Below are 24,871 nucleotides of genomic sequence, written 5' to 3'. Positions count from 1 at the left end.
ACGGCGCTCGCTCTACAGAGCCAGTCTTTCAGCAAGCCGCGCTCTCAAGTCTGCGCCTCCGGGCGTCTCGAATATGCACGCGCCGTGATCGAGAACATGGGCGTGATCGGCAAGGCGCTCCGCAAATCCGAGATTCTGTTCGACAATCAGGAAGCCTCGCCCCTTGCCGGCCTCGGTTGCGACATGCGTCGCCATCCGCTCTATATTTTCCGGCTGAACGCCCTCGGTCGGCTCGTCAAGCATGACAAGCTGGGTGTCCTCCGCGACGGCGCGGCAAAAAGAAAGGATCTTCTTCTCGCCGCCGGAGAGGGTCCCGGCCCGTTGGGCGCGGCGTTCCCGCAACCGCGGGAAAGAAGCAAACAGCGCCTCGTAACGCGCAAGGTCACGATCCCGATACTGCAGCGTCAGATTCTCGCGCACGGAAAGATCGTCGAAGACGACGGATTCCTGCGGGGCGTAGCCAATGCCGATCGCACGACGCGCATGCGGTGGTTCCGCGCGCATATCGCGTTCGCCGAAGAGGATGTTGCCGGACTGGGCTGCAAGCTGGCCGGCAATCAGCTTTATCAACGTCGTCTTGCCAACGCCGTTGCGACCGGTGACGAAGACGATCTTGCCGGGTTCCACCGTCAGCGAGACGTCGCGGATGACGGTTACGTCACCGTAGCCGCCAGAAAGCTTGCTGATTGCAAGTGAATGCGGCTTGCTCATTTGCTGCCTCCGCCATAAACCGCCTGCACGGCAGGATTGGAACGAATCTCCTCCATCGCGCCGTTTGCCAGCAAGGCGCCCTGGTTCAGCACGAGGACGTGGTTCGACAGGCGTTCGACCACCTGCATGTCGTGTTCAATGATGATCGCCGTTGATCCGGTGGTCGCGACGATGCGTTCTATGGCGTCGATCATCTCGCCCGTTTCAGACGAAGATAGCCCGGCGCAGGGTTCGTCCAGCAGCAAGAGTGGCGACTGGGTGAGGCAGGTCATTGCGAAATCGAGCATCTGCCTTTGCCCGAGCGACAGCGAACCCGCCGGCTGGCGACCGTCTTCCAGGAACGGGAAGATGTCGTACATCTCGTTGAGAAGCGGCGTTGACCAACGAAACGGGCGAAGAGTGAACATTTGCGAGAGCGTGAGATTGCCTGCCCAAAGCGCGATATCCAGGTTGCGGTCGACGCTGAGATCCGGAAACACCGACGGGATCTGGAGCTTTCGAGCAATGCCCTTGCGTGCGATCCGGTGGCGCGACAATCCGCCGACCGTTGCGCCATTGTACTCGATGCGCCCCGCGGTCGGCTTCAGGCGCCCGGTCAATACGTTGAAGGCGGAAGTCTTTCCGGCGCCGTTCGGCCCTATGATGCTGTGAACGCCCGGCGTATCAATGCGGAAAGAGAGCTTGTCGAGAATACGCACGGGACCGAGAACGAGTTCGACATCCTCGAATGCGAGCCGGACCGATCCATCGGCCCGGGATTTGTCTGTCTCGAGATCCCGCTTGCGCGCTCCCTTCGCGCCGATTGACGGCAAACGGCGCGCCAGACCTTCAACGAGGCTCCAGAGCCCGCCCGGAAAACGGATCACCACGACGACGAAGACCAGCGCGATCAGCACCTCCCAGTATTGGAAGCTGTCGCGCAGTTCCGACGCCATGAAACCGATCAGGATAGCGCCGAGCACCGGCCCCATGAGACTTGCGCGCCCGCCAACCGCTGTCCATACGACGATTTCGGCAGACAGCAGGAAGCCGACGGACTGCGGCGTCACGATCCCCTGATGCGGCGCAAAGAGCGCTCCGGCGAGCCCGGCCACCGCGGCGCTGATCGCGAAGGCGATCGCCTTCAGGAGCGCGGTGTTGACGCCGAAATATTGCAGTCTTTCCTCGTTTTGCGCTGTTGCGCCCAGCAATTGCCCGAACGGGGCGGTCCCCACATAGGCGAGCACACCGGAAACGAGAACCAACGCCGCCCAGATGACATAGTAGAGCGTCTCGTAGGTATCGGTTCCCGGAAGCGCCGGTATGCCGGTCATGCCGTTGAAACCGCCGGTCAGCCAGTCCATCGAATTGGCGAGCTGAAATCCCAGCATGGTCAGCGCCAGCGTGATCAACGAGAAATAGGGACCCGATCCGATCTGCCGGATGAAGACGAGGAAGCCGACCACAAAGGCGATCAACGCCGGCAATAGGATGGCGGCGAGAAGACCAGCGACCAGAATGAGGGGGCCCGCCTCCAGCTTCAGGGCGAATCCGAAAACATAGGCGCCGACGCCGAAGAACAACGCCTGTCCAAGCGGCAGAAAGCCGGCCCTGCCCCAGCACAGCCCGATGCCCTGGCCGACCATGCCATAAAGCAGGAAAAGGCCGAGCTGATAGGCGACGAAACTGTCCCACATGAAGGGAACGAGAAGCAGCCCGATCAGGAAGAGGACGTTAATCGCGCGCGACGATGCCATTCGGTCTCAGCCAGAGAAAAAGAATCGAGATGACGAGGACGGTCATATAGCCGCCAGTCTTGCTTGTGATCGCCGAAACGATGGCGTCGGACCCGCCAATGACCGTCGATCCGACCAGCAGCCCGACGAGCGAACCCAGCCCGCCCACCACGAGGATGAAGAAAGAGGACAGCAGGTAGTCAATTCCCATATAGGGTTCGACCCGTACGAGAGGAGCGAGTGCGACGCCGGCGAGGCCCGCCATGCATACGCCGAAAATGAAAGCGCCGCGGGCAAGGACCGCCGTATTGACGCCAACGGCCGTGGCCAGCGCCGGGTTCGAGACCATCGCCTTGATGCGCGCGCCGGTGTTGCTGCGCCGATACCACAGGAAAAGTCCGGCGAAGAAAGCGACCATCAGCGCCATAAGAACAACGCGATAGGCCGGATAGACGGCGCCGAAGACCTCCACCGTGCCTGGCAAGCTCTGATTGACGCTCTTGTAGTCACGCCCAAAGACAGCCTCGACAATTTCACGCATGAGAATGGCCAGCCCCCAGGTGGCGAGCAGCGTGTCGAAAGGTCGCCTGTACAGGTGGCGAATCACGAAATATTCCAGAAGCCAGCCGACGGCTGCGCAAACAGCGAGCGCGAGCGGCAGGGCGGCGAGCAAGGGCAGTCCGGCGTTCTGAACAACAAGAACGCTGTAGGCGCCGAGCATAACGAATTCGCCATGCGCCATGTTCATGACGCCGAGCAGACCGAAGACAACGGCCAACCCCAGCGCGACGAGCGCCAGGGTCAGCGAGATATAGACGAAATTCAGCCCCTGTAGCGCGACGAGTTCCATCCTGCCCTCACTGGCAGTTGTCGCCTGCGCCGACATTGCTGAAGGTCTCGACGACGGTAAAATCCGCGCCGTTGGCCTCTGCGAGGTAGATGTCCTTGGTCGTGTGCCGCTGCTCGAGCGTCGCTTCGCCGCGCGGTCCGCTGTAGCTTACACCCTCGGCGGCCTTCTCCATGGCCGCGACGTCGAGCGAGCCAGCCTTGTCGGCGATCGCCTTCAAAAGCAGAAGTCCGTCATAGACGGATTCGCCGAGTGAATTCAGCACTGGCGCGTCATCGCCAAACTTCGCCTTGTAGGCTTCTGCAAACTTCTTTGCCGGCTCTGTATCTATATTCGCGAAGTACCCGGCGGAGGAAAAGAGGTTCTTCGAGTTTTCCGCGCCGATGCCCGCCAGTGTATTTTCCTCGATCAGTGTGCCGAGACGCGTCACATCATCGGAAAGGCCGAAGCTTGCGAACGCCCGGTTGAAGCCGACCGAAGCGCCGCCGACCAGCGTCACCAGAACGGCGTCAGCGCCGCTGTCCTTGATCTTGGCGAGGTTGGAATCGAAGTTGTCAGCGGTAAAGGGGAGATATTCCTCACCGACCACGGTTCCGCCCGAAGCCTCGATATAGGTCTTGGCCGCCGCATTGGTGTCGCGCGGCCAATTGTAGTCGTTGCCGATCAGGTACCATTTCGATGCGCCCTTGTTCTCGGCCATCCACGGTATAACCGGTTCAAGCTGCTGCGCAGGCGTTTCACCGAGAACATAGACTCCGTCTGCGCATTCACCGCCTTCATAAACCGGCGTATAGATATAGGGGACCTGTCCCTTGAAGAGATTGTCCAGCGCCCCGCGCACGGCGCTGTCATGCATGCCGATGAAGGCGTCGACCTTCTCGCCTTTCCAAAGCTTGAGCGCCGCCTGGATCGCATCGGAGGGCGGTCCGCCGACATCGGCGTAGAACGGTTCGACCATCCGGCCCAGAATGCCGCCGCCGGCGTTGATTTCCTCGACTGCAAGTTCGGCGCTGTTCTTGCTCGACGGACCGAATAGTCCGCCAGGCCCGGATTGTGGAATGAGGATGCCGACCTTGACCGGATCGTCGGCCGCGAAGGCCGACGTGACCGGGCCGGCGAGCGTCATTGCAAGCAGCGCCGCTGCGGTGGATGATTTAAGAAGCGTCCGTCTATTCATCGGATTTCTCCCGGTTCTTGTCATAAATTCGGTTTGGATGAAAACGCCGCGATGTCTTCGAGCATCTCTGCGACGGCAAGCAGGTGGCTGTCGGAGTTTTCCGGTCCATCCAGTTCCATGCCGATTGGCAAGCCGGTGGAGGAAAGAGCGACAGGAATGCTGATGCCGGGAATAGCCGCATTGCTTCCCGGGTCGGTATTGCGGATGAATGTCGCGAAAGTCGGAACGCGCGCGCCGTTTAGCTCCACGGTTTCGTCCTCTCCGATCGGACGCGCCGTCAAGGGAGCCGTCGGAAACAACACTGCATCAAGCTGGTGTTCTGCGAAATGGTCGGCATACAGTTTTCGAAGTTTGGGGCGCGCGACGTCAATGGCGTTGCGATACGCATCTTCCGGCATCGCGCCCTCGCCGAGCAGCGACGCGATCAAGCCCTTCACGTCAGGGCTGCCCGCCTCGGCGCATATCTGTTCCATGGTAAGATCCAGACCGTTTTCTTTCAGGTAGGCCGGAAGATCCTGCATGAATTCGTAGAGCACCACCGGGAAACTGACGGCTTCATCCGTTTCCATAAGCTCCGGGATATCGGCTTCGACAAGCGTGACCCCGGCGTCCTCCAGGGCCTTTATAAAGGCTTGGGCGGCCGCGTCGACGTCAGCTTCCAGATCCTGGTAGAAGGTGATCCTGGGCACGCCGATCCGCAAATCAGAGAGCCGGAGATTTGCAGGTTTGCTGCTGTCTCCGCTCATCTCCACATCGAGCAGACGAGCATCGGCGACGGATTTGGCGATCGGGCCGACCGTATCGCGGGTATGGGAAATCGGCACAACGCCGTCATTGCTGTAGCGACCGACCGTCGGTCGGAATCCGACCACGCCGCACAACGCCGCTGGTAGGCGTACCGAGGCGCCAGTGTCGGTTCCTACGCCTGCCGGCATCAGATCGGCGGCGACCGCCGCCGCAACGCCGCCACTGGATCCGCCCGGGCTCATCCGTTGATCATAAGGATTGCGGGCTGCGCCCGTCACGGCGTTGTTGCTCGTGACGCCAAACGCCAACTCATGCATGTTGCCCTTCGCGCCGAGCAGAGCTCCGGCGTCGAAGAGCTGCGCCACAGCCGACGCATCAGCCTTGGCGACATGATCTTTCAGAGAGCCCGTGCCTGCGCACGTGGTGAGTTTCGCCGTATTGATATTGGCCTTGATCACGAGTGGAACGCCATGGAGCGGCGTCTCCTTCTGAGCCTTCGCGTCGGCTTGGTCGGCGTCGTCGCGCAAACGGTCCCAGTCAACCGCGGTGAACGCGCCGAGATCGGAATGACGTTCGCTACGTTCAATGAGCGCATCAACGAGCGTCCGGCTCGACAGCGCGCCCGAGCGCATCGCGTCGACAGCCTCGTGAACACCCAGTTCGGTTGGATTCTTCATGGCGCGTCTCCCGGAACATGATCCGCAACAAATAACGATCAAACAGGGAGTATCCGGCAGTCGTGATACAGTTCCTATCCCCAATATTGAGGATATTCAGGCCAGCTATTGCAGGGTGATGCGATGAATGAGCTGGGTTCGGCTGCCGACGCCGAACTTGCGATAGATGTTCTTCACATGCGTGCGCACGGTCGAAACAGAGATGAAGCAAAGATCAGCGATCTGCTGATCCGTCCTGCCTGAAGCGAGCGCAGCGGCGATCTGCTTTTCACGATCCGTCAGGCCACATGCCCGCGACGCGCGCTCGATCGCGTTCAGCATGATCTCGCGCGACGGTCCGTCCCGGTCAGCCTGTCGGGCAAGAGCGAGACGCATCGCGTTGGTGAAGGCCGGCCCGATCAGGTCGAGAATTTCGATGTCGCGGCTCTGGAAGTCCTCCCGCCCGAACCCGCGCCATATTCGGAGATCGCCGATATTCGTGTCGCCGCTATAGGCATAGTAGTTGATGCCGAAACACAGACCGTCTCTCTTCAGAAAGTCGTTGAAGAATTCGCTGCGCTCGAAGGCGCGGCGGGACATCACCTCGTTGACGCTCGTCGTGCGCCGGCGCCGCTGCAAGCGCGGGGTAATCGGGTCATGGAACTGGTAATAGTCTTCATAAGACGTCAGATTGTCGTCCGACATGTTCAAGGCGATGCGGTTTCCGAAGATCGAAGAGTTTTCGTCCCAGACATAGGAAGCGAGATACTGAGCCTTGAGCAGATCCATGATCAGCGGACCGACTTGCCGGCGCAGTTCCGTGGGATCATGGTCGCTGGCCAATTCGCCCATGATCTTAAAAACAATGCCGGACTCTCTGGCGCTTAAACTCACCATGCTCTGTTTCCGGTAAACGGGAATTCGAGCAATAGTGTCTCAAAAGAGATGGCACCGCAAGCGGACGCAGAACCACGGATTGTCGGAATTGGCTGTTTCGGTAAAATTCCGACCGGCCGACCGCGGCCAGCCGGAACAACAAACCAAAAAAAGTCACTCACACTTGCAATTACTGCTTCTTGAGCTGCCGGTAATGGGCCAGGTAGGCGTCGACATAGACATCAACCTGCTCATCCTTGATCGGATGCGCCGCAAGTTCACGCGAGGTGTAGTTGGCCTTCACGCTGTTGACCAGACTGTCCGTGGCGCGCTTATCGATCTGGACGATGTGCATATCCGTGTCCGGAGATGGAAAGTGGGAGTTTACGATGTCTCGGGGCATTTCCTCAAATACGATGACGAGTGATTTGCCATCTGCAATCGGCGGAATTCTTACACCCCGCACAAGATCTTTCTGGGTGATGACAGTCATGCCTGCATCACGAAGCGTCTTGACATAAGTTTTAACGGCCTCCGGTTGGTGAGGGTGTTCGAAATAGCTGACGGCGATATTGCGGCCACCTTCAACATTGAAAGAAGTAATGTTCCACTCACAGTGTGACTTATATGCATAAGCGGAAGTGATACTAACCGCCGCAACACAAGCAATTACTGCTACCTTGATTGCTCTTTTCAATTTCTACTCCTCTCTTATCGCAAAAATGCAAGTTATTCGCGAAAAGAAGATAGAAATACTAAAAATATTTCACAACACAATATAATAATTTATTTATAAAGATTTGTAAAGAAATTTAACACGTTTCTATTTGACTTTGCCGCGTCTATATATTGTATTTCTATTATCAATATTAAAGAAAGTACTCAAACAAAGTTTTGGTGCCGAGCTTCATGTTCCGCTTCTCTCGTAGAATGCGCGCATGTCTTGCGTCAGCATCCGGCGCGACCCCGGATTCGTGTAGAACATGTGACCGCCGCGATAGACGCGCAGATCAGTGCGGCCGACAGCGAGTGCGGGAGGCAGGTGATCAAGCACGAAACGGCTGACGCCGTAAGGCGTCAACGTATCGCTGTAACCATGAACAATCATGAGGCGGAAGGACGGAATCACCGAGAGGAGATCGCGGATATCATCGCTCGCGCTGGACGTTGAGCGGCTGCCTCTCCAGTCCCAGCGCCGGTTGATCTCGTTGTTGAGCAGAACATAGGTGAGACGGCATTCGTAGCCGAGCTCCCGATTGGCGTAGGTGGCTAAGGCCGACCCGTAGGCCCGTGTATAGCCGTCGAGGACGGGATCGTCATTGCGAACGTAGCCTCGCTCCGGATAAGCGTCAGGGGCGGCGAGCGCGGAATCGTAACGGCTTACGATCTCGTTTCTTCCCGCTGTGTTCTTCGCCAGGAATCCCCCAACGAAACCGCGTCCGGCTTCCACGTCATCCTGAGGAATGCCGGTTATATCCGAAACGCGCGTGTAGAATACCGTCGCTTCGTCACCCGTCGGGGGCGGCCCGGCCAGAGAAACGAGATAGTCGTTCATGGCGAAGCGTTCGACGTCAGCCAGCTTTTCAGGTGTGAATTGATCGTCACGCTCCAAACGGGCGGCAGCGATGGAAGGCAGCAGCAGCGCGGCCGCCAGCGGATCATCTTCCGTGCTCGTCAGGAATCGTCCTTCGATCATCGGGGACACCATGACGACGCCGGTGACCAGCATGCCCTGCCGGTCTTTCAGCACCTTGGCCACCTTGGCGGCGCGAAAGCCGCCATAGCTCTCGCCGAGCAGGTATTTGGGCGATTCCAGGCGACCATTTTCCTGGACATAGAGCGCAATCACCTTGGCGAGGCTGTCGGCGTCCTGGCGCACGCCATAGAACCGGTCCGCCGCATCGCCGCCGGACGCCCGACTCCAGCCGGTTCCGACGGGATCGATCAGCACGAGGTCGGTAAAGGGCAACCAGCTGTCCGGATTATCCGACAGGGAAGGCGTTGTCCCGTTGCGGGCGTTGCGATCGAACTCGAGGATACGCGGACCGACGAGGCCAATATGCAGGTAGGCCGAGGCGGCGCCGGGCCCGCCATTGAAGACGAATGTGATCGGCCGGTCGCTGGACTGGCCCCCGGCGACATAGGCCGTATAGAAGACCTTTGCGGAGAGGTCGCCGTCCTGTCCGAACAGGTCGAACGCACCGGCGGTCGCTTCGTATTCCAGATCGCCTGACGGCGAGGAGAGGATGTGTTGCGTTTTTGAATCCGCGGGAATTAAAGCCAGGACGCCCTCGGCTGCGGACGCGTCCTGCGACCGTTGCGCCTGCGACAAAGACGGCGCCGACACGACAATGAAGGACAGGATTGCGACTATGGCAAGATGCCTGAGCATGGGGGCGCTCCCGCTTGAAGACAACATGACGCCTTAGCTAGCGCATCAAACCCGTTCTGTGAGAGGTAGGCGGATGCACTTTCCCGTGAAATGCCGTGTGCGAAACCGATGGGCGCATGACCTGCTGTCAGAACCGGCGGATAATCGTTCTGACTACGCGGCGAGCGAATCTACCAGTCTGTTGGCCAGATCCGCATAATTGACAGGTTTGCTGAAGACCTGAACATCAGACCCCAAACATTGCCTGATATCGTCCCGGCTGCGTCCAGTCACAAAAACATAAGGCTGACCGGACCGGTTGAGCTGCAGAGCGACGTCCGCACTGGTTTCCCTGCCCAGATCAAAATCCAGCAGAGCGCAGTCAACTGAACAATTTTCCAACAATTTGAGGGCGCTGATCTGGTCATGTGCGACGATACACCTGTAGCCTTCGCTCTCGATCCTGTCGGCGGCGTCGAACGCAACCAGAGGATTGTCTTCCACAAGCAGTATTGAACAGGGTTTCGCAATCTTTACCATGCAACAAGAACAACCGACGTCCATAAAAGTTTCATCAAAATCAGTTTGGTGTGTTCATGGTAAATTAAGTGTTGAAATCGACTCGATGTCGAGAACTACAACATTGGCAGAACGCGATCTCCGAGTAGCTCAAGCGTCCTGAGAACCAGTTTCTGATCCATTCCGAGCCACTGGATCCTCGTGATGAAACGGGTGCAGCCGGTCGCTTCCGCCAGATCCGCAAACTGTTCCGCGCATTCCTCCGGCGCGCCGATCACCACCCGGCCAGCCAGCAACTCGTCGAAATCGAGCTGCTGCTTGCCAGACCCGACCACGTCTGTGAACAGACCCCATTGGCCAAAAACGCGATAACTGGCCTCCAGAAACGGGCCTGCGTCGCGGATCGCGGTTTCCTTGTCCGGAGCCACCACGACATTGCGCAGCAATGGAAAGTCGCCCGGCATGTCTTTCCCAAGGTCGGACAACGTATTGCGGAACACGGAGGCCTGTTCGACAATCACGTCTTTCGTCAGATGCGACGAGGCCACCCAGCTGTCGCCGAGCGATGTGTCTGCAAGTCTGGCCGCCCTGGCGACCGCCTTTTCCACGCTGCCGCCGAACCAGAACGGCGGGCGCGGTTTTCGCACCGGCTTCAGGGCGAGCGTCAGGTCCTCGACCGTAAAATGGCGGCCGTTAAAGGTGACGCCGTTTTCCGTAAAAAGACGCTTGATCAGATCCACAGATTCCACAAAGCGGCTGATCCGGGCCTTGTGTTCCAATCCCATGATTCGGAACTCGTCCTCCTGCCATCCCGGCGACACGCCGAGGATCGCCCGACCGCCACAGGCGGCGTCCACGAGCGCAAGCTGGGCCGCGACATGGAGCGGATGATAGAGCGGAAGAACCAGCATGCATGTCGACAACGACATCCCTTCGGCTTCGGGAGCAAGCCGCATCAGGGTTTCGAGCGCGGGAAACCAGACCTCGTTTCCATAGTTCAGGTGAGAGCCGATGGACACGCCGTCGAAACCAAGCTGCCGGGCCACGCGCACCTGCTCGACATGATCCTGCAGGCGCTCCGGCATAGAATCGCCCGGACGATGCTCGGGATTGATGAAAAGACTCATCTTCATGGCGTAGGATCCCGTTTGTTTGGCTTCCCCGTCACTACCGACGCTTGCGCGTTCCTGCAACATTGACAAAAGTAATCGGTCAACAACGGAGATCACATAACATGGCTACATGGGTCGCTCTGCTCGGCAGCATCAATGTTGGCGGCAACAACAAGCTGGCCATGAAGGACCTGCGCGCAATACTCGCCAATATCGGTTACGAGAATGTTCGGACCTACATCCAGAGCGGCAACTGCGTGTTTGAAACCTCAGAGACGGATACCGACGCGATGGCCCGGGCAATTAGGACGACTGTAGGAAAATCTGCCGATTTCGAACCGGCCGTCTATGTCTATCGTGAAACCGAGATAGGCGACATATTGAGAGCAAATCCGTTTCATGACGGCGACCCGAAGAAAACGCACGTCTTTTTTCTCGCTGAGAAATCAGACGCCGCCGATCTTGACGCAATAAAAGCGCTCGCCGCAACAAATGAAAGGTTTCACCTTACCGATCGCGCCTTCTATCTGCATGCGCCTGACGGCGTCGGGCGGTCGAAACTGGTTGCAAAACTTGGAAAGCGCCTCGGTGTCGCGATGACGGCCCGCAACATCAATACGTTATGCGAGATCGCGAAGTTGTGTGGGGAAACCGGGCCAAGTTGACGTTACACTCCTGGCAATTGGACAGGCAATGTAAAGAGAAGGTTCGACCATGGGACGTCTGACGGCGAAGGATTTCGACCAGGAACTGCTCGAACTCTATGACTTCTACGCCCACGGCAAGATTACAAAACGTGAGTTTCTCGACCGCTCGGCCAAATGGGCGGCGGGCAGCGTGACGGCAATCGCACTGCTCGACATGCTGAGCCCGAATTATGCGCTCGCCGAACAGGTGTCTTTCAACGATCCCGATATCACGCCGCAATACATCACTTACGATTCTCCCAATGGCAACGGCTCCGTGCGCGGCTATTTCGTGGCGCCAGCCAATGCGCAGGATCCCTTGCCGGCCGTGCTGGTGATTCACGAAAACCGGGGCCTGAACCCCTATATCGAAGATGTCGCGCGACGGCTGGCGAAACAGGGATTTCTGGCCATGGCTCCGGACGGTCTGACATCTGTCGGCGGGTATCCGGGCAATGACGCGGAGGGGCGCGAGCTGCAGCGCACGGTCGATCCGGAAAAGCTGATGAATGATTTCTTTGCCAGCTTCGAATATTTGCTGAAGTCGGAAGACTCCAGCGGTAAGGTCGGCGCCGTCGGCTTTTGCTATGGCGGAGGCGTCTGCAATGCGCTGGCCGTCGCATATCCGGAGCTTGCCGCCTCCGTTCCCTTCTATGGCCGGCAGCCGGCCGCATCGGACGTGCCGCGGATAGAAGCTGCGATGCTGATGCAATACGCCGGTCTCGACGAACGCGTCAATTCCGGATGGCCGGCCTACGAGCAAGCGCTGATCGAAAACGAAAAGACATTTGAGGCCTACATCTATCCGGACGTCAACCACGGATTCCACAACGATTCAACGCCGCGCTATGATGAGGCGGCGGCCGAACTTGCCTGGTCGCGAACCATCGACTGGTTCAACCGATATCTCTCGGGATAAGGTCCAAACGCGGGATTGAAACAATGGCGCGACAAAAGACCTGGCGAACAAGGTTGCTGAGCATCATCGCGGTATTTTTGTTGTGCTTGCCTGCAACGGCGGGGGCGTCGCCGAAAAACGAGATCCTTTTCATATTCAACCACGGATCATCCGTTCACTACGGCGCTGACTGCTATATTCCGCTCCTGCATCCGAGGCCTCAATGGCTGAACGACATCGACAATCAATATGTCGAAGGCCTGAAGGTGCGGGTCGTCACGCCCTGCACAGGGTTTGAGCGCGGCGCCAATCCGGATGAAAATGGCTGCAACCAGGTCTGGGTTTGCAACCGGGCCAAGTTCATTGTCTGGATGATCGAACGGTACCAGGCGCAGGGATATCCGCCTGAACACATATTCGTCGGCGGTCATTCCGCCGGCGGCTGGGCGTCCCTTCTCATAAAACGCTGGAAACCGGAACTCTTCAACGGCGTCATCGTCACGGCGCCAGCCTTCAACGGCAAACGTCGCGGCAGGATGTGCAAGTGCGTCGATTGCGAGGGCGAACCGAAAAACAAGTGGAACAGCTTCCACAGATACTGGCATGAAAACCGGCTCGGCCTGATGGGACCTGACCGTCCGGATCTCAGAGCTCTTGTCTTCACCTTCTTGTGCGATCCCTACGCGCGACCGGCGGAACTGACTTTTGACGACAATCTTCATGTCAAGACGGAAGTTTATCCAACCGGGCTCGGCCGATCGCTGTCCTGTGCAAAAAAGCCTAAAAACAAACGGTACCGGCTGCTGGAAGAGGGCAGACCTGTTTCAGTGGAGCGATGCGACCACCCCGTTGACTATTCCCCCAAGAAGCCTCCGGCATGCGGGTCCGGGAAGGACGACGAATCGCATCCGAGCTATGCCACGATTCTCAATTGTCCCGAGGGCATGCGAGAAATATGCGAGCGCAACCAGCATACCCGCACGCACAGGAGCGACGATTTTCGCGAATACGTCGCCTCCAACAGACTGGTTATCGATTTCATGGAAGAGCGGTTGAAAGACTGGCGACCTCCGGCCCCTTCCAGTCACGGACGAACGCCGTGCAGTTTTATCGATTTTCCAAAAGAATGCCCGCCTTATCGCTACTGACAGAGCGTTGAGGCGATATTCTCCAGCAAATCCGCAGTCGCCTGTGGTTCGGTGACCATCGCATCGTGGCCTGTTGCGATTTCTCTCACCGGCCAGCCAAAGTCCTGCGCCCTCTGAAGAGCAACGTTCGCCGGTCCGTAGATCGGATTGGTGCAGTGAATATAGGCGGCCGGTAACCCGTTGCCAACTCTCGGCCCTTTCAAGTCCAGCGAAGTGGTGAATGTCGCAAAGGGATGAGGGGTCAGCCTGCTTTCAAGGAAAATCCGGTCTTCGGGCCGCGTCACTCCGAAACTTTCCGCCGGCGCCGGCGGCAGGCTGACGCCGCCGCTCGTCTTTTCAGCGAGCGCCGCGCGATCCGCAGCCAATTCCGGCGGTAAAAGGCTGAACCAGGTCTCACCAGATTTCAGCATGATGCCGTCGAAATAGATCAGGCTGGCCAGACGATCAGCGATCCGATCGGCGACGCCGGTCACCGGAGCGCCGCCGAAACTGTGGCCGACAAGCACAATGTCGTGCAGGTCCTCGCATTCAATATGCCGAACGATATCGGCTACGAACGTCTCAAGCGTAATATCAGCGGAGAGGAGATGCGACCGCTCGCCCAACCCGGTCAGGGTTGGCGCCGTAACACGGTGGCCGCGGGCGCGAAGGATGTCGACGACGCGGGACCAGCACCAACCGCCGTGCCAAACGCCATGGACGAGGACAAAAGTCTTTGAAGACATGAACAGGAGCGCCTTCCGTTTCACAGTTACCTTTGGACACCAAATCAAGCGCGTACAAAGTCATTGTTTGATATCAACTTAACATTCTGCAACACTTCCTGCATGATCAAACCAGGATCCGAAATGCGCCTTCTTGCCTGCAGATGCGGTAAAGTCACTTTTGAATAGCAAGGGAAACCGATTATCAGCGTTGCTTGCTGTTTCAACAGTCGTCGATCGAAATCCGAACGATGATCCGCGAGAGGCCAAGTGGCGTCGAATTCGACGATTCCCCGCCAAGCTATCAGTCGCATGCGGGAAAGTTCATGTGGAAATTGCTGGTCGCCTGGTTGGCGATGGGATTTCGAGCGCCGGCGGATTGGACTTGGCAAGGAGCGCTGACCAGACTTCCCCTCTCAGCCGAAGGCAAACCTGGCTGAAGGTCAAATGCGATCCGCTTTGATCCGCGATCAAAGGGAAAGGCGTGGACGCAATGACGCGGCCACGCCTTTCATAGTCAATCGGAACAAGCCCAGGCTCTAATTGGTAGCAGCCGTCAGAGCCTCATCGAGGATCTCGTCGCGACCATAGACGTCACGGCGGTAATACACAGATCCATCCTTGTTGACCCAGGCGGTCAAATAGGCGACGTGAACAGGAATCCGCTCCTCAAGCCGAACGACAGTCCGCTTGCCGGAATTGACGATCTGATCGATCTCGGCGCGCGTCATGCCCTGATCCTTCAGAATAACTTCCGCCAGATCGAAAGGATCCTGCACCCGGATGCAGCCATGACTGAAATACCGTTGAGCCCGGTCAAACTTGGATTTCGACGGCGTGTCGTGCAGATAGATATTGAACTGGTTGGGGAACATGAACTTGACCCGCCCAAGCGCATTGCCGGCGCCCGGCTCCTGGCGGAGTTTGACCGGAAACTTCGCCCGGGAATATGAATTCCACGGTACGCCGCCCGGATCCACCACGGTTTCGTTGCGCAGTACGTTGATGTTCTGCGCCCTGAGCGCATAAGGGTTGGACTTCAATTTTGGCAGGTATTCCTTCGTGGCGATGGAATAGGGCACGTTCCAGTAGGGATTGAACTCCAGATACTCCATCTGGTCGCTGAATACCGGCGTCCTGTGATAGGACGCGCCCACCTGTGTCAAAGCCGCATGTATGGTCTTCTCATCCTTGACGAACTTCACCGTCTGGTCCGCCAGGTTGACGAAGACATAGGGATTGCCGAAATTCGCCTGCATCCAGCGCCGGCGCTCCAGGTTGAGTTCTACCAAACGGATGCGTTCCTCAACCGTAGTGTTGAGTTCCGTCAACGTGTTCGGCCCGATCGCGCCGTCCTGTTCAAGGCCCATCCGACGCTGGAATTCCATGACTGCGTCGACAAGCGCTCCGTCATATGCGTCGCCGGTATGGACGCCTTCCTCGAGCTCGCCCTCCTGGATCATCCGTTCCCGCAGGACCGCTACGCGCGGATCGCTCATGCCCGGCTTCAGGGTCTCGCCGTCCGGAACCTGCACCCATCCGCCCTTGGCCTTCGTCACGATCAGCGACTGCAGATGTTTCCGCAGCCTGTCGTAACGGGCTGTATTGGGTGAAAAGTCACGCAGTTCCGCAAGTACGTCATCGGACTGCGCGAGGCGTTCAAGAATCTTGTCCGCCGAAATTTCCTCGGGAAACAGCACGAGTTCGCGATTGACCTGATTGGGCTCGACGCGTCCGCTGTGCAGATGCTGACCATAGAGAGCCACCGCATAGGACAGCGACACTTCGAAATCGGCCAGGCTCTCCTCGTCTCCGTTGTTGAGTTTCGTCAACATCGTATCCGCGCCGTATTCGGCGGGATTGAGCCCGTCCTCGTAGGCTGTGAGCAGGGCGAAAACGACTTCGCGGGCCTCCCTGGTGGGTTGACCGTCAGCCAGCCAGAGCGGCGCGTAATCGCGCTGCTCGTACCACAACGCCAGCCGCGATGAGCGTTTCTCGTCGGAAGCAAGGCGGTTTTCCGAATTGTTGAGGCGGCTCTGCATGGCGTAGTACCATGAGGAGAGATCGCCGCCCTCCGCATCAGGCGCCATCGCCGAGACATCGTCTTCCTCTATGATGGTTTCGATTGTCTGCGACCAGACCGGCAATGGCGCAGCGGCGAGGATCGCCGCCATAAATCCAAGAACAATGAATCGATTCACAGGCGTCTCCCGATAAAAGAGGGCTAAGGGCGCGCTAAAAAATCTGCCAGCCCGGTCCTCGCTCGACACCTGAACCGGAAAAGCGGCCCTGATGTCCATCAGGCGCCTTTTATCACGGAAGCCGGTATAAAATCTATTTACGCTTTCGTCATAGCGCTAGCCGGCTGAGCACAACGAACGCATTCATCTGAGCCAGACAACGCGATCCGCCGTCTGCGTCACACTGCAAGCGCCTCGCGTTCCGTCTGCAGCTCGATCTCCCGCGGCTTGAGCCAACTCCGAAGTTCCTTATACAGGTGCCGGAAGGGCCGCGGTTTGGTTCGCGGCTTGAACATACCCGAGCTTTCCCATTTCGTAGGATCGAGCGTCAGTTTCTGGACGTTCATCCATTCGACGTCCTTCAGGCGATCGAGATGTTCAGGATGCACGTCCTCGACCGCAATCAGGAACAGGGCCTGAATCAGTTCTTCGTGCAACTCCATGTTCGAGCGGTAGAGGGCGCCCAGCGCTTCGAGGCTTTCCTGTTCCTTCAGGTTCGACCTTCGATGTTCGGCCAGCCATTCAATGTTTAGGTAGTTGACGAAATCAAAGGTCAGGCGGCCGCCATTTGACTGCCTATGCTGCAGCCATTCATCAAGGAGACGGCGCATGAAAACGGAGATGACAAATAATGGAAGGACGCCGCGCGGCTGCATCGCCTGCTGCTTTTCATCGTCGGTGAATGCACGATTGAAAAGCAGGGGACACAGATGTCCCCAAGCCGCAGAGTAGTCCCACAAACCACGCGCTACGGAAACGATTTCGTCGCCCAGATATTTGTAGCCGTGCTGGATGGAGCGCGTCAGTTCATCGTTCAGCTCGATCAGATAGTCGCTGTAGTACTGAATTCGATCCACATCGTGCTTGCCCTCGAAGTCCCGCCGGATCATGTCCACCGTCATCGTATTTGCGATCGCGATCAGATCGGTGCCCGGTGAATAAAACGGATCGGCGAATACCGCCGCCTCTCCGACGCAAGCCCAACGGTCCTCGGAAAAGACCTTGCTGCTGGAATAGCTGTATTCCTTCATGAACTTGAAATCGAGCATCTCCTGCCCGTCGAGATAGGCGCCGAACTCCGGTTCGAAGCCTTTCAGCCACTCAATCGCTTTTTCTCGCGTGTTGTATGTGTCGAATGGATGCATATCATCGCGCGCCACGATCCCGATGCTCGTCACATCGCTGCTGAGCGGAATGATCCATACCCAATATCCGGCGCCGCACAGATGATTGGTTGAAAAATACCGCCTGGCTTCCGGCACCCGGTCGTGCCATTCGCTATTATTCTGCGGGACCAGGTCATCAACATCCACACGACCCGCAATCCGGAACCAGACGCTGGAGCACGCCTCGCCCTCATGCGGTAGTTTCAGTTTGAGCTGGCGTTGGAGCAACTGCCGGCGACCGGTCGCGTCAACGACCCAGCGGGCGGTCAGGGCGCCGTCCGCGCCAGCCGCTTCGGTGGTGTCGGTAAAGGTGATCCTGTGCGCGCCGCCTTCGTCGGAAAGTTCGACCTTACGTACCTGACAACCTTCCAGAAAGACCGTGCCTTCGGCGCGGGCCATATCCCGCATGTCGCGCTCGAGAATGCCCCGATCAATCTGATAGGTCGGAAACTCGGCAAAATCCGAAAGCCCAAACTCCGGCCGGGACGCCAGGGTTCCGTTGTTCGGAGATCCATCGTTTGAAAAAAAGAATCGAAGTCCGAGCTTCTTCAGCTGCGTCTTGTCCAGATAGTCCTGAAGCTGCAGAAATCCGGCCAGATAGTGCGACCCGAATTCAACCGTTGATTCTCCTACCTTCCAGATCGCGTCGGGAATCGGCGGCGTCAGCGGATCGAGAAGTGCGATCGAGCGTTCGGGTTGCTCCAGTCTGAGCTGACGGGCAAAGGCCAGGCCAGCCAGTCCCGCTCCGCAAACAACAACATCGAAATGTGAACTATTGTATTCCGAGTTCTTCACCTTGCACCTGTCCGCTGAGCTTCATCTTGTCTTCGCGTTAGGTTTCACAGCGTTGTTACCGACAATACGTTTGAATGCAAGTTTGTTGAAGATCATTGGGGTCTTCGAACCGCGCGCTGTGGATTGCTTGTATTACATACCTTAAAGCGATATTCTCACCGGATACCAGATTGCGCTGGATAAGCTGGATATGCTTCGTTTTTTCTTGCTAAGATTGGCGAAATTGAGCTGCGATCGCGCAAATGAGGAAGCAATTCTCCGTTTTCTCAGTCCTGAGATTTGATCCAGAACTTCCTCCGACGCCTCCCGCAATGACCTTTTTATCGGAAATTCGAATGCGAGTTATCCGTTGACTTTTCTTCTCCATCGAAGGAACAAACCCGTTAACCGGCAATCCGGCGCGCCCGGGCCGAAGGAATCTGGAGCAGCAGAATGACTACAGCAATGAATCTGGCCGACGTTTTTACCGGCGTGGCCAAGCGTTTTCCCGACCGCAAGGCGATCGTTTCCGACGAGGTCGTCATGTCGTTCAGCGACCTTGTCGCCCTGGCGTCCCAAGGCGCCCGTTACCTGAAGGACCGCGGTATAGGCGCGGGCGACCGGGTCGGCGTCGCGCTCCAGAGACCGGAAGAGACGGTTGCAGCCGCTCTCGCGCTATGGATGATCGGCGCTTCAGCCATGCTGCTCGACTTCCGCGCCAAGCCTGGGGAAAAGAATTCGAGCGCGAAAAACTTCAGTATCCGCGCCATTATCGAATTGCGCGGAACGCCCGCTGAACCGGAATATGAATCCGTGCTGGCAAAACAAGGCTGGCGCAACGAGATCGCCGCCATGGACAGCGCCGAGTACGAGGCGGTGACCGCGCATCATCCAGCCATCATTGCGTTGACCTCGGGCACGACCGGTTCGCCGCAGGGAATCGCCGTTGGTCACAACACATTCCTGAACCGGTATCTTGCGCACCGCACGAGTTCGCTTGGCTACAGCGGCGGCGTTTTCGTTTGCTCCCTGCCTCTTGGTTATACCGCTCCGCAGATCCACACCCTCTTTCATCTGATGGACGGCGGAACCGTGCATTTCCTGCCTATCCTGTCTTCAGCGGCGGAAGTCGCCGAAGCCTTTGTCGAACTGAAGGCGCGCGCCGCCTTCATCGTGCCGCCGCAGCTTGCGGGCATGCTTGAAATATCGTCCGGCAGAGACACTCCCATGTTTCCGGACCTGCGAGCTCTGACGGTCGCAGGCGCAGCCGTGCCGCCGGAACACAGTGTTCGGGCCCACAAGGAACTGACGCCGGGCTACCGTGTCGATTATGGTTCGAGCATCTGCTGCCCCATGATTTCAGAGCTGTCCGGCGAGGACGTGTTGAAGAATCCGAACTCCGTCGGCAAGCCGCATGTGCTGACACATATCCGTATCGCCGGCGCCGATGGCGAATCCCTGCCGACGGGTGAAAACGGGTTGATCATGATCAGATCTCCCTGCATCGCCGACGAGATCATCGGGGAGGAGCGCGAGAACTCCGACCGCATCGCTGATGGATGGGCCATACCCGGCGATCTCGGCTATATCGACGGGGATGGTTTCCTGGTTCTGACGGGCCGGGCGTCGGATTTGATTATTCGCAACGGCGTCAATGTTTTCCCGCGCGAGATCGAACACACGCTCCTTCGACATCCGGAGGTGAAGGAAGCCGCCGTTATCGGCTATCCCTCGGAAACTTCCGGCGAGGAAGTCGCCGCCTTCGTTGTCTCCTCAACTGACACGCTGACGGTCGAAAAGCTCGGCGTTTTCGCACGCGCTAATATCAGCGCGGACAAGTGCCCGCGCGAATTCAGGCTGATCGACGAACTGCCACGCAACAACAACGGCAAGGTCGAAAAGAAAAAACTGGTCGCAATGTTTACCGGCGAAGCAGTCTGACCGACCGCACGCTTCCCGGCGACCATCGGGTCGACGGGCGTCGCAAGCCCGCCAATGGCAATCTTGACGGCGATCGGCGAATCGGCTCATCGCCTTCAAGGTCCTTTTCGCCGGCTATCACCCGCCGGCTGAAACGGTGTGCATGGATTTTTCGATCAGCGCCGCAGCCGCCTCTCCCGCCTGTTCGATGTAGTCGGGGTCATGATGAACAAGCATGACGGAAAAAGCCCCGTCCATGAGTAGCGTTACCTGCCGCGCAAGGGTATCGGCGTTGTCGATTCCGGCCGCGCAAAACTCCTCTGCCAGCCATGCTTCTACATTCTTCTTGTGAAGCGACGCCGCCTTGATCGCCGGATGGCCAGGCATGTTCGCCAGTTCCCCGGCCGTCCTCAGATAACCGCAACCGCGCCATAGTCGGTGTTGCGAGGCGTCCTTCATGCCTGAAAAGACGGCTCTTACGCCGCTTGCGGGATCATTGCCCCGCTCATGGAACCAGCTTTTCATGGCGGCCAGGTTCGGTCCGTCGCGCGCCGTCAGATAGGCCTCGATCAGCTCGTCCTTGCTGGTGAAATGATAATACACGGTGCGCTTGGTCACACCTGCCTTCTCGGCGATCCTGTCGAGATTGCTGGCGCGAACGCCATGCGAATAGAAGAGCGCGCTGGCCGCCTTCACAATCGATTCCCGGGTTTTCGCGCTGTCTCTCGGCATCCAGTATGTATACTCACCAGTGAGTTTACTAGCAAGCGTCTCCCCCGTAGCCTCTCCAACAATAGAGAGGATCGTAAAACGACCATGGAACACCTTGTAACGATGGAGCGGAACGGGCCAATCGCCCTGTTGCGGTTAAACAGGCCTGAGAAACTGAATGCCCTGTGCTATGCGCTCAACGACTGCCTGTGCAACCGGCTCGATGATATCGAAGGCGACAATGACTTGAGGGCGGTTGTGATGACCGGCGCTGGCGATCGGGCCTTTTCGGCCGGGGCGGACATCGCTGAGTTCCGCGAAAGCCTGCGCCAAGGCGCCGAAATAGCCACCCGGGACTTCGTCCGGCGCGGACAGGCCATGACGGCGCGGATCGAGGCATTTTCGAAGCCGGTGATCGCGGCCGTCAACGGCGTCGCCTTTGGCGGCGGCTGCGAGATAACCGAAGCTGCGCATCTGGCGATCGCCGCCGAAAGCGCGCTCTTCGCCAAACCGGAAGTCAGGATCGGAATTGCGCCGACATTTGGCGGAACCCAGCGACTGCCCCGCCTCGCCGGACGCAAGCGGGCGCTGGAACTGCTGCTGACCGGAGAGCCTTTCTCTCCGGAGCAGGCACTAGCAATCGGCCTGATCAACCGGATCGTTCCCGACCACAACCTGATCGACGCTGCCATCGAACTGGCTCTCGCGATCATTGCGCATGAACCGCTGACCATCTCATCGATCCTGAGAGCAGTGGCGGGCGGACTGGAAACGACTACCGTCGAAGGGCTTTTGATTGAGAAGGACCAGTTCGCAGTGCTTGCCCGCAGCGAGAACACGGCGGAGAAACTCGATGCCTGGCTGGAACGCCGCAGCGAGTAGGTGCGACGACGGTCCGTTTGCGCAATTCCCAGAGTTGAAAGGACTGTTTCCGTTCGCATGAGCCGGCGACTAAATTCTCGATACCGTTCTTGCCGTAGCGCAACAAGGCGCCGTCCAAACGAAAACGGTCATTCGATAACCATGCTGTCTCCAAAAGGAGACCGATAGATTTGCTGACGCTTAAAAATGTCGTATGTACGCCTTTGGTAAACCGGGTTCCGTTGCGCCATGCCCGAAAGCGAAATCATCGGATTTTTGATCGTCAGCCTGTTCGCACTCGGTCTTGCGGTCGTCGCCAACCGGTTGACGAAGACCGTTCTGACGGCGCCGATGTTGTGTATCGGCTTCGGTCTTGCCATGGCTTCGACCGGCGTCATGTCAGGGGCAGGCGCGCACGAAGCTCTGCATCTGGTGGCCGAAATCGCCCTTATCGTGCTGCTTTTTCTGGACGCGGCGCAAACCAACCTGTCTGCCCTGCGCCGGCGGCATGTCTGGCCGGTCCGGATGCTGGTCGTTGGACTTCCGCTTTGCATTTTTCTCGGCGCATTGGCGGCACTGCCGTTCCTGCCCGGTTGGCCGATATTCGCCGTAGCGTTGGTCGCGGCGATCCTCACCCCGACCGACGCCGCCCTGGGACTATCAGTTGTGACCAATCCGGACATTCCAGAGCGCCCCCGAAGGGCCCTGACGGTCGAAAGCGGTCTGAATGACGGGATAGCCCTGCCCGCAGTGCTGCTTTTCGCCAGCCTCGCCGCGGAAGCGACCGAACGCGCCGACGTTAACTGGATCGCCTTTATGACGCGTCAGCTGACGCTCGGACCACTCACCGGCATTGTCATAGGCTGCGCCGGCGGATTGCTCCTCCTGTGGGCGAAAAGACGGCGTCTCGCCACCGATCCCTATGAAGGCATTGGCACGCTGTCACTGGCCATGACGTCCTATTTCGCTGCATCACTCATTGGCGGAAATGGTTTCATCGCTGCGTTTATCGCCGGCCTCTGCTTTGGCAATATCGTCAAGAACGCAAGCGCCTTCATCTACGAATTTACCGAAAGCGAGGGTCAATTGCTGAGCTGGGCGGCGTTTTTCCTGCTCGGACTTGCACTCTTGCCAGCCGCGCTCGCCCATCTTGACCTTGCGACTGTAGCGATTGTTCTGGTCAGCTTTTTTGTCGTGCGGCCGGTTTCGATATGGATATCGCTGATTGGAACAGACGCGTCTCCCGAAACACGCCTGTTTTTCGGCTGGTTCGGTCCCCGCGGCCTCGCTACAGCGCTGTTTGCACTGCTCGTGGTGCCGCAAATCGACGCCGGATACGCCGAACCTGTTCTCTACATCGCAATCAACGCCGTGTGGATCAGCGCGCTTCTACACGGTTTGACGGCGGCGCCGCTCGGCCGGCTCTACGCCCGCAGGATAAAGGCCCGAAACCTTGCTGCGGAATCCGAACCGGTCATTCGTTCGGCCAAACCGTTTCGCAAATCGGGCGCCCACTGACGGAACCGTAAGAACAGCGAAACTGTCGCTGCCAGAAGGAAATTCTGAAAAAGCAGGAAGATTTGGCGACATCGCCGGATCGATTCGATGCACAATCGGCGCAAGATGGAATCCGGAAAGACAGGACTGACACATGTTGCGAAACGACCAGCTCGCCGAATGGGACCGCGAAACCTTTTTTCACCCCTCCACGCATCTTGCGCAGTTTGCGCGCGGCGAACTGCCCGACCGTATCGTCAAGACAGGCGACGGCGTCTATATCACCGACCGTGAGGGCAACCGGCTGCTGGACGCATTCGCCGGACTTTATTGCGTCAATGTCGGCTATGGCCGATCGGAAATCGCTGACGCAATCGCGAAACAGGCGAGGGAGCTTGCTTACTATCACGCCTATGTGGGCCATGGGACGGAAGCCTCGATAACCCTGGCGAAGATGGTTGTCGATCGCGCGCCGGTGGGAATGTCGAAGGTCTATTTCGGTCTTTCCGGTTCGGACGCCAACGAAACCAACGTCAAGCTTGTCTGGTATTACAACAACGTGCTTGGCCGTCCGGAGAAAAAGAAAATCATATCGCGCTGGCGGGGTTACCACGGCTCGGGCCTGATGACCGGATCGCTGACCGGCCTGGAACTCTTCCACAACCAGTTCGACCTGCCTTTGTCGCAGGTCATTCACACCGACGCGCCCTATTACTTTCACCGCAATGTCCGCAGCCAGTCTGAAGCGGACTTTGTCGCGCAATGCGCCGCAAGCCTCGAGGAACTGATCGAAAAGGAAGGCGCTGACACCATCGCCGCCTTCTTTGGCGAACCGGTTCTCGGGACCGGCGGGATCGTGCCGCCGCCGGAAGGCTACTGGGACGCGATCCAGACCGTGCTGCGCAAGCATGACATTCTCCTGATCGCGGACGAGGTCGTGACCGGCTTCGGACGGCTTGGATGCATGTTCGGCTCGGACCATTACGGCATACGACCTGATATCATAACCATCGCCAAGGGCCTGACCTCAGCCTATGCGCCGCTTTCGGGCAGCATTGTCTCGGAAAAGGTCTGGAAGGTTCTCGAAGACGGGACCGACAAGCTCGGCCCAATCGGCCATGGCTGGACTTATTCGGCCCATCCGATCGGCGCGGCGGCGGGCGTCGCCAACCTGAAACTGATAGACGACCTGGACCTGGTGACGAACGCTCGTGAGACGGGCGCCTATTTCAAACAGGCGCTGAAGGACGCGCTCGACGATATCGAGATCGTTGGCGATATTCGAGGCGAAGGTCTGATGGCCGCCGTGGAATTCGTGCAGGATCGTGAAACCGGCGCCCGTTTCGAGGCGTCTCGCAAGGTCGGTCCTGCGATCGCAACCGCCCTGCTCGACCGGTCCAAGGTTATCGGCCGCGCGATGCCGCAGGGAGACATACTCGGTTTCGCGCCGCCGCTGTGCCTGACCACCGAAGAAGCCGACACCATCGTGGAAGCCACGCGCGATGCAGTAAAAACGGTTGCTGCAGGGCTCTAAG

The 24,871-nt window shown here is 58.3% G+C and carries 21 protein-coding genes; 7 read left to right on the top strand and 14 right to left on the bottom strand.

The genetic code is table 11. The annotated features are described in order from the left end of the window. Positions 1-12 precede the first annotated feature (12 nt). The 10 genes from K1W69_RS14555 to K1W69_RS14510 all read right to left on the bottom strand — a co-directional run bounded on the left by K1W69_RS14555 (position 13) and on the right by K1W69_RS14510 (position 10,752). Complete coding sequence (locus tag K1W69_RS14555) at positions 13-711, bottom strand: ATP-binding cassette domain-containing protein (protein WP_220229040.1); 699 nt, start codon at positions 709-711, stop codon at positions 13-15. Next, positions 708-2,447, bottom strand: a complete 1,740-nt coding sequence (locus tag K1W69_RS14550) for a branched-chain amino acid ABC transporter ATP-binding protein/permease (protein ID WP_220229039.1) — start codon at positions 2,445-2,447, stop codon at positions 708-710. The genes K1W69_RS14555 and K1W69_RS14550 overlap by 4 nt, the downstream gene beginning before the upstream one ends. Further along, positions 2,425-3,312: a branched-chain amino acid ABC transporter permease gene (locus tag K1W69_RS14545; protein WP_258571042.1), complete on the bottom strand. Its 888-nt coding sequence runs from the start codon at positions 3,310-3,312 to the stop codon at positions 2,425-2,427. Before K1W69_RS14545 ends, K1W69_RS14550 begins: the two co-directional genes overlap by 23 nt. Continuing rightward, positions 3,284-4,450 carry a substrate-binding domain-containing protein gene (locus K1W69_RS14540; protein ID WP_220229038.1) on the bottom strand — a complete coding sequence of 389 codons (1,167 nt, stop codon included), beginning with the start codon at positions 4,448-4,450 and terminating at the stop codon, positions 3,284-3,286. Before K1W69_RS14540 ends, K1W69_RS14545 begins: the two co-directional genes overlap by 29 nt. Before the next feature lie 20 nt (positions 4,451-4,470). Beyond that, positions 4,471-5,874, bottom strand: coding sequence for an indoleacetamide hydrolase (gene iaaH, locus K1W69_RS14535; RefSeq protein ID WP_220229037.1), 1,404 nt, complete (start codon positions 5,872-5,874; stop codon positions 4,471-4,473). Between the two features lie 105 nt (positions 5,875-5,979). Beyond that, the gene (locus K1W69_RS14530; RefSeq protein ID WP_220229036.1) at positions 5,980-6,750 is read right to left on the bottom strand and encodes a helix-turn-helix transcriptional regulator; all 771 of its coding nucleotides are present in this window, start codon (positions 6,748-6,750) and stop codon (positions 5,980-5,982) included. Positions 6,751-6,919: 169 nt separating this feature from the next. Continuing rightward, positions 6,920-7,426, bottom strand: coding sequence for a hypothetical protein (locus K1W69_RS14525; RefSeq protein WP_220229035.1), 507 nt, complete (start codon positions 7,424-7,426; stop codon positions 6,920-6,922). Positions 7,427-7,636: 210 nt separating this feature from the next. Beyond that, a complete protein-coding gene (locus K1W69_RS14520; protein WP_220229034.1) occupies positions 7,637-9,121 on the bottom strand; it encodes a S10 family peptidase in 1,485 nt (494 codons plus the stop codon). Between the two features lie 153 nt (positions 9,122-9,274). Beyond that, positions 9,275-9,562: a response regulator gene (locus K1W69_RS27480; protein ID WP_370688263.1), complete on the bottom strand. Its 288-nt coding sequence runs from the start codon at positions 9,560-9,562 to the stop codon at positions 9,275-9,277. A 173-nt stretch (positions 9,563-9,735) separates the two neighbouring features. Further along, positions 9,736-10,752: an LLM class flavin-dependent oxidoreductase gene (locus K1W69_RS14510; RefSeq protein ID WP_220229032.1), complete on the bottom strand. Its 1,017-nt coding sequence runs from the start codon at positions 10,750-10,752 to the stop codon at positions 9,736-9,738. 101 nt (positions 10,753-10,853) lie between these two features. On the opposite strand from K1W69_RS14510, the gene K1W69_RS14505 reads away from it, so the two are divergent. The 3 genes from K1W69_RS14505 to K1W69_RS14495 are packed head-to-tail and all read left to right on the top strand — an operon-like array spanning position 10,854 to position 13,463. Then, positions 10,854-11,396 (top strand): DUF1697 domain-containing protein, encoded by a 543-nt coding sequence (locus tag K1W69_RS14505; RefSeq protein ID WP_220229031.1) that lies wholly within the window; start codon positions 10,854-10,856, stop codon positions 11,394-11,396. 49 nt (positions 11,397-11,445) lie between these two features. Next, positions 11,446-12,336 (top strand): YghX family hydrolase, encoded by an 891-nt coding sequence (gene yghX / locus K1W69_RS14500; RefSeq protein ID WP_220229030.1) that lies wholly within the window; start codon positions 11,446-11,448, stop codon positions 12,334-12,336. Between the two features lie 23 nt (positions 12,337-12,359). Next, positions 12,360-13,463 (top strand): hypothetical protein, encoded by a 1,104-nt coding sequence (locus K1W69_RS14495; RefSeq protein ID WP_220229029.1) that lies wholly within the window; start codon positions 12,360-12,362, stop codon positions 13,461-13,463. On the opposite strand, the gene K1W69_RS14490 is transcribed toward K1W69_RS14495, so the two are convergent. From K1W69_RS14490 to K1W69_RS14480, 3 genes are all read right to left on the bottom strand, one after another. Then, positions 13,457-14,188 carry an alpha/beta fold hydrolase gene (locus tag K1W69_RS14490; RefSeq protein ID WP_220229028.1) on the bottom strand — a complete coding sequence of 244 codons (732 nt, stop codon included), beginning with the start codon at positions 14,186-14,188 and terminating at the stop codon, positions 13,457-13,459. The two genes, K1W69_RS14495 and K1W69_RS14490, sit on opposite strands and share 7 nt — an antisense overlap. A 518-nt stretch (positions 14,189-14,706) precedes the next feature. Continuing rightward, complete coding sequence (locus tag K1W69_RS14485; protein WP_220229027.1) at positions 14,707-16,368, bottom strand: L,D-transpeptidase family protein; 1,662 nt, start codon at positions 16,366-16,368, stop codon at positions 14,707-14,709. Between the two features lie 218 nt (positions 16,369-16,586). Further along, entirely contained in the window at positions 16,587-18,368 is a 1,782-nt protein-coding gene (locus K1W69_RS14480; protein WP_220229026.1) for an NAD(P)/FAD-dependent oxidoreductase, read from the bottom strand. A gap of 432 nt (positions 18,369-18,800) precedes the next feature. On the opposite strand from K1W69_RS14480, the gene K1W69_RS14475 reads away from it, so the two are divergent. Then, the gene (locus K1W69_RS14475; protein WP_220229025.1) at positions 18,801-20,288 is read left to right on the top strand and encodes a class I adenylate-forming enzyme family protein; all 1,488 of its coding nucleotides are present in this window, start codon (positions 18,801-18,803) and stop codon (positions 20,286-20,288) included. 117 nt (positions 20,289-20,405) lie between these two features. On the opposite strand, the gene K1W69_RS14470 is transcribed toward K1W69_RS14475, so the two are convergent. Beyond that, positions 20,406-20,963, bottom strand: coding sequence for a TetR/AcrR family transcriptional regulator (locus K1W69_RS14470; protein WP_370688245.1), 558 nt, complete (start codon positions 20,961-20,963; stop codon positions 20,406-20,408). 120 nt (positions 20,964-21,083) lie between these two features. Here K1W69_RS14470 and K1W69_RS14465 point away from each other — a divergent pair, with 120 nt between their 5' ends. From K1W69_RS14465 to K1W69_RS14455, 3 genes are all read left to right on the top strand, one after another. Then, positions 21,084-21,860: a crotonase/enoyl-CoA hydratase family protein gene (locus K1W69_RS14465; protein WP_220229023.1), complete on the top strand. Its 777-nt coding sequence runs from the start codon at positions 21,084-21,086 to the stop codon at positions 21,858-21,860. A gap of 228 nt (positions 21,861-22,088) precedes the next feature. Next, on the top strand, positions 22,089-23,357 hold the full coding sequence (locus K1W69_RS14460; protein ID WP_220229022.1) for a cation:proton antiporter: 1,269 nt from the start codon (positions 22,089-22,091) through the stop codon (positions 23,355-23,357). A gap of 133 nt (positions 23,358-23,490) precedes the next feature. Next, complete coding sequence (locus K1W69_RS14455) at positions 23,491-24,870, top strand: aspartate aminotransferase family protein (RefSeq protein WP_220229021.1); 1,380 nt, start codon at positions 23,491-23,493, stop codon at positions 24,868-24,870. The last annotated feature ends 1 nt before the right edge of the window (position 24,871 follow it).

Origin of the sequence: Flavimaribacter sediminis, assembly GCF_019492055.1 — a bacterium.
GTDB lineage: Bacteria > Pseudomonadota > Alphaproteobacteria > Rhizobiales > Rhizobiaceae > Flavimaribacter > Flavimaribacter sediminis.
This window is presented reverse-complemented; position numbering and strand designations above follow the sequence as displayed.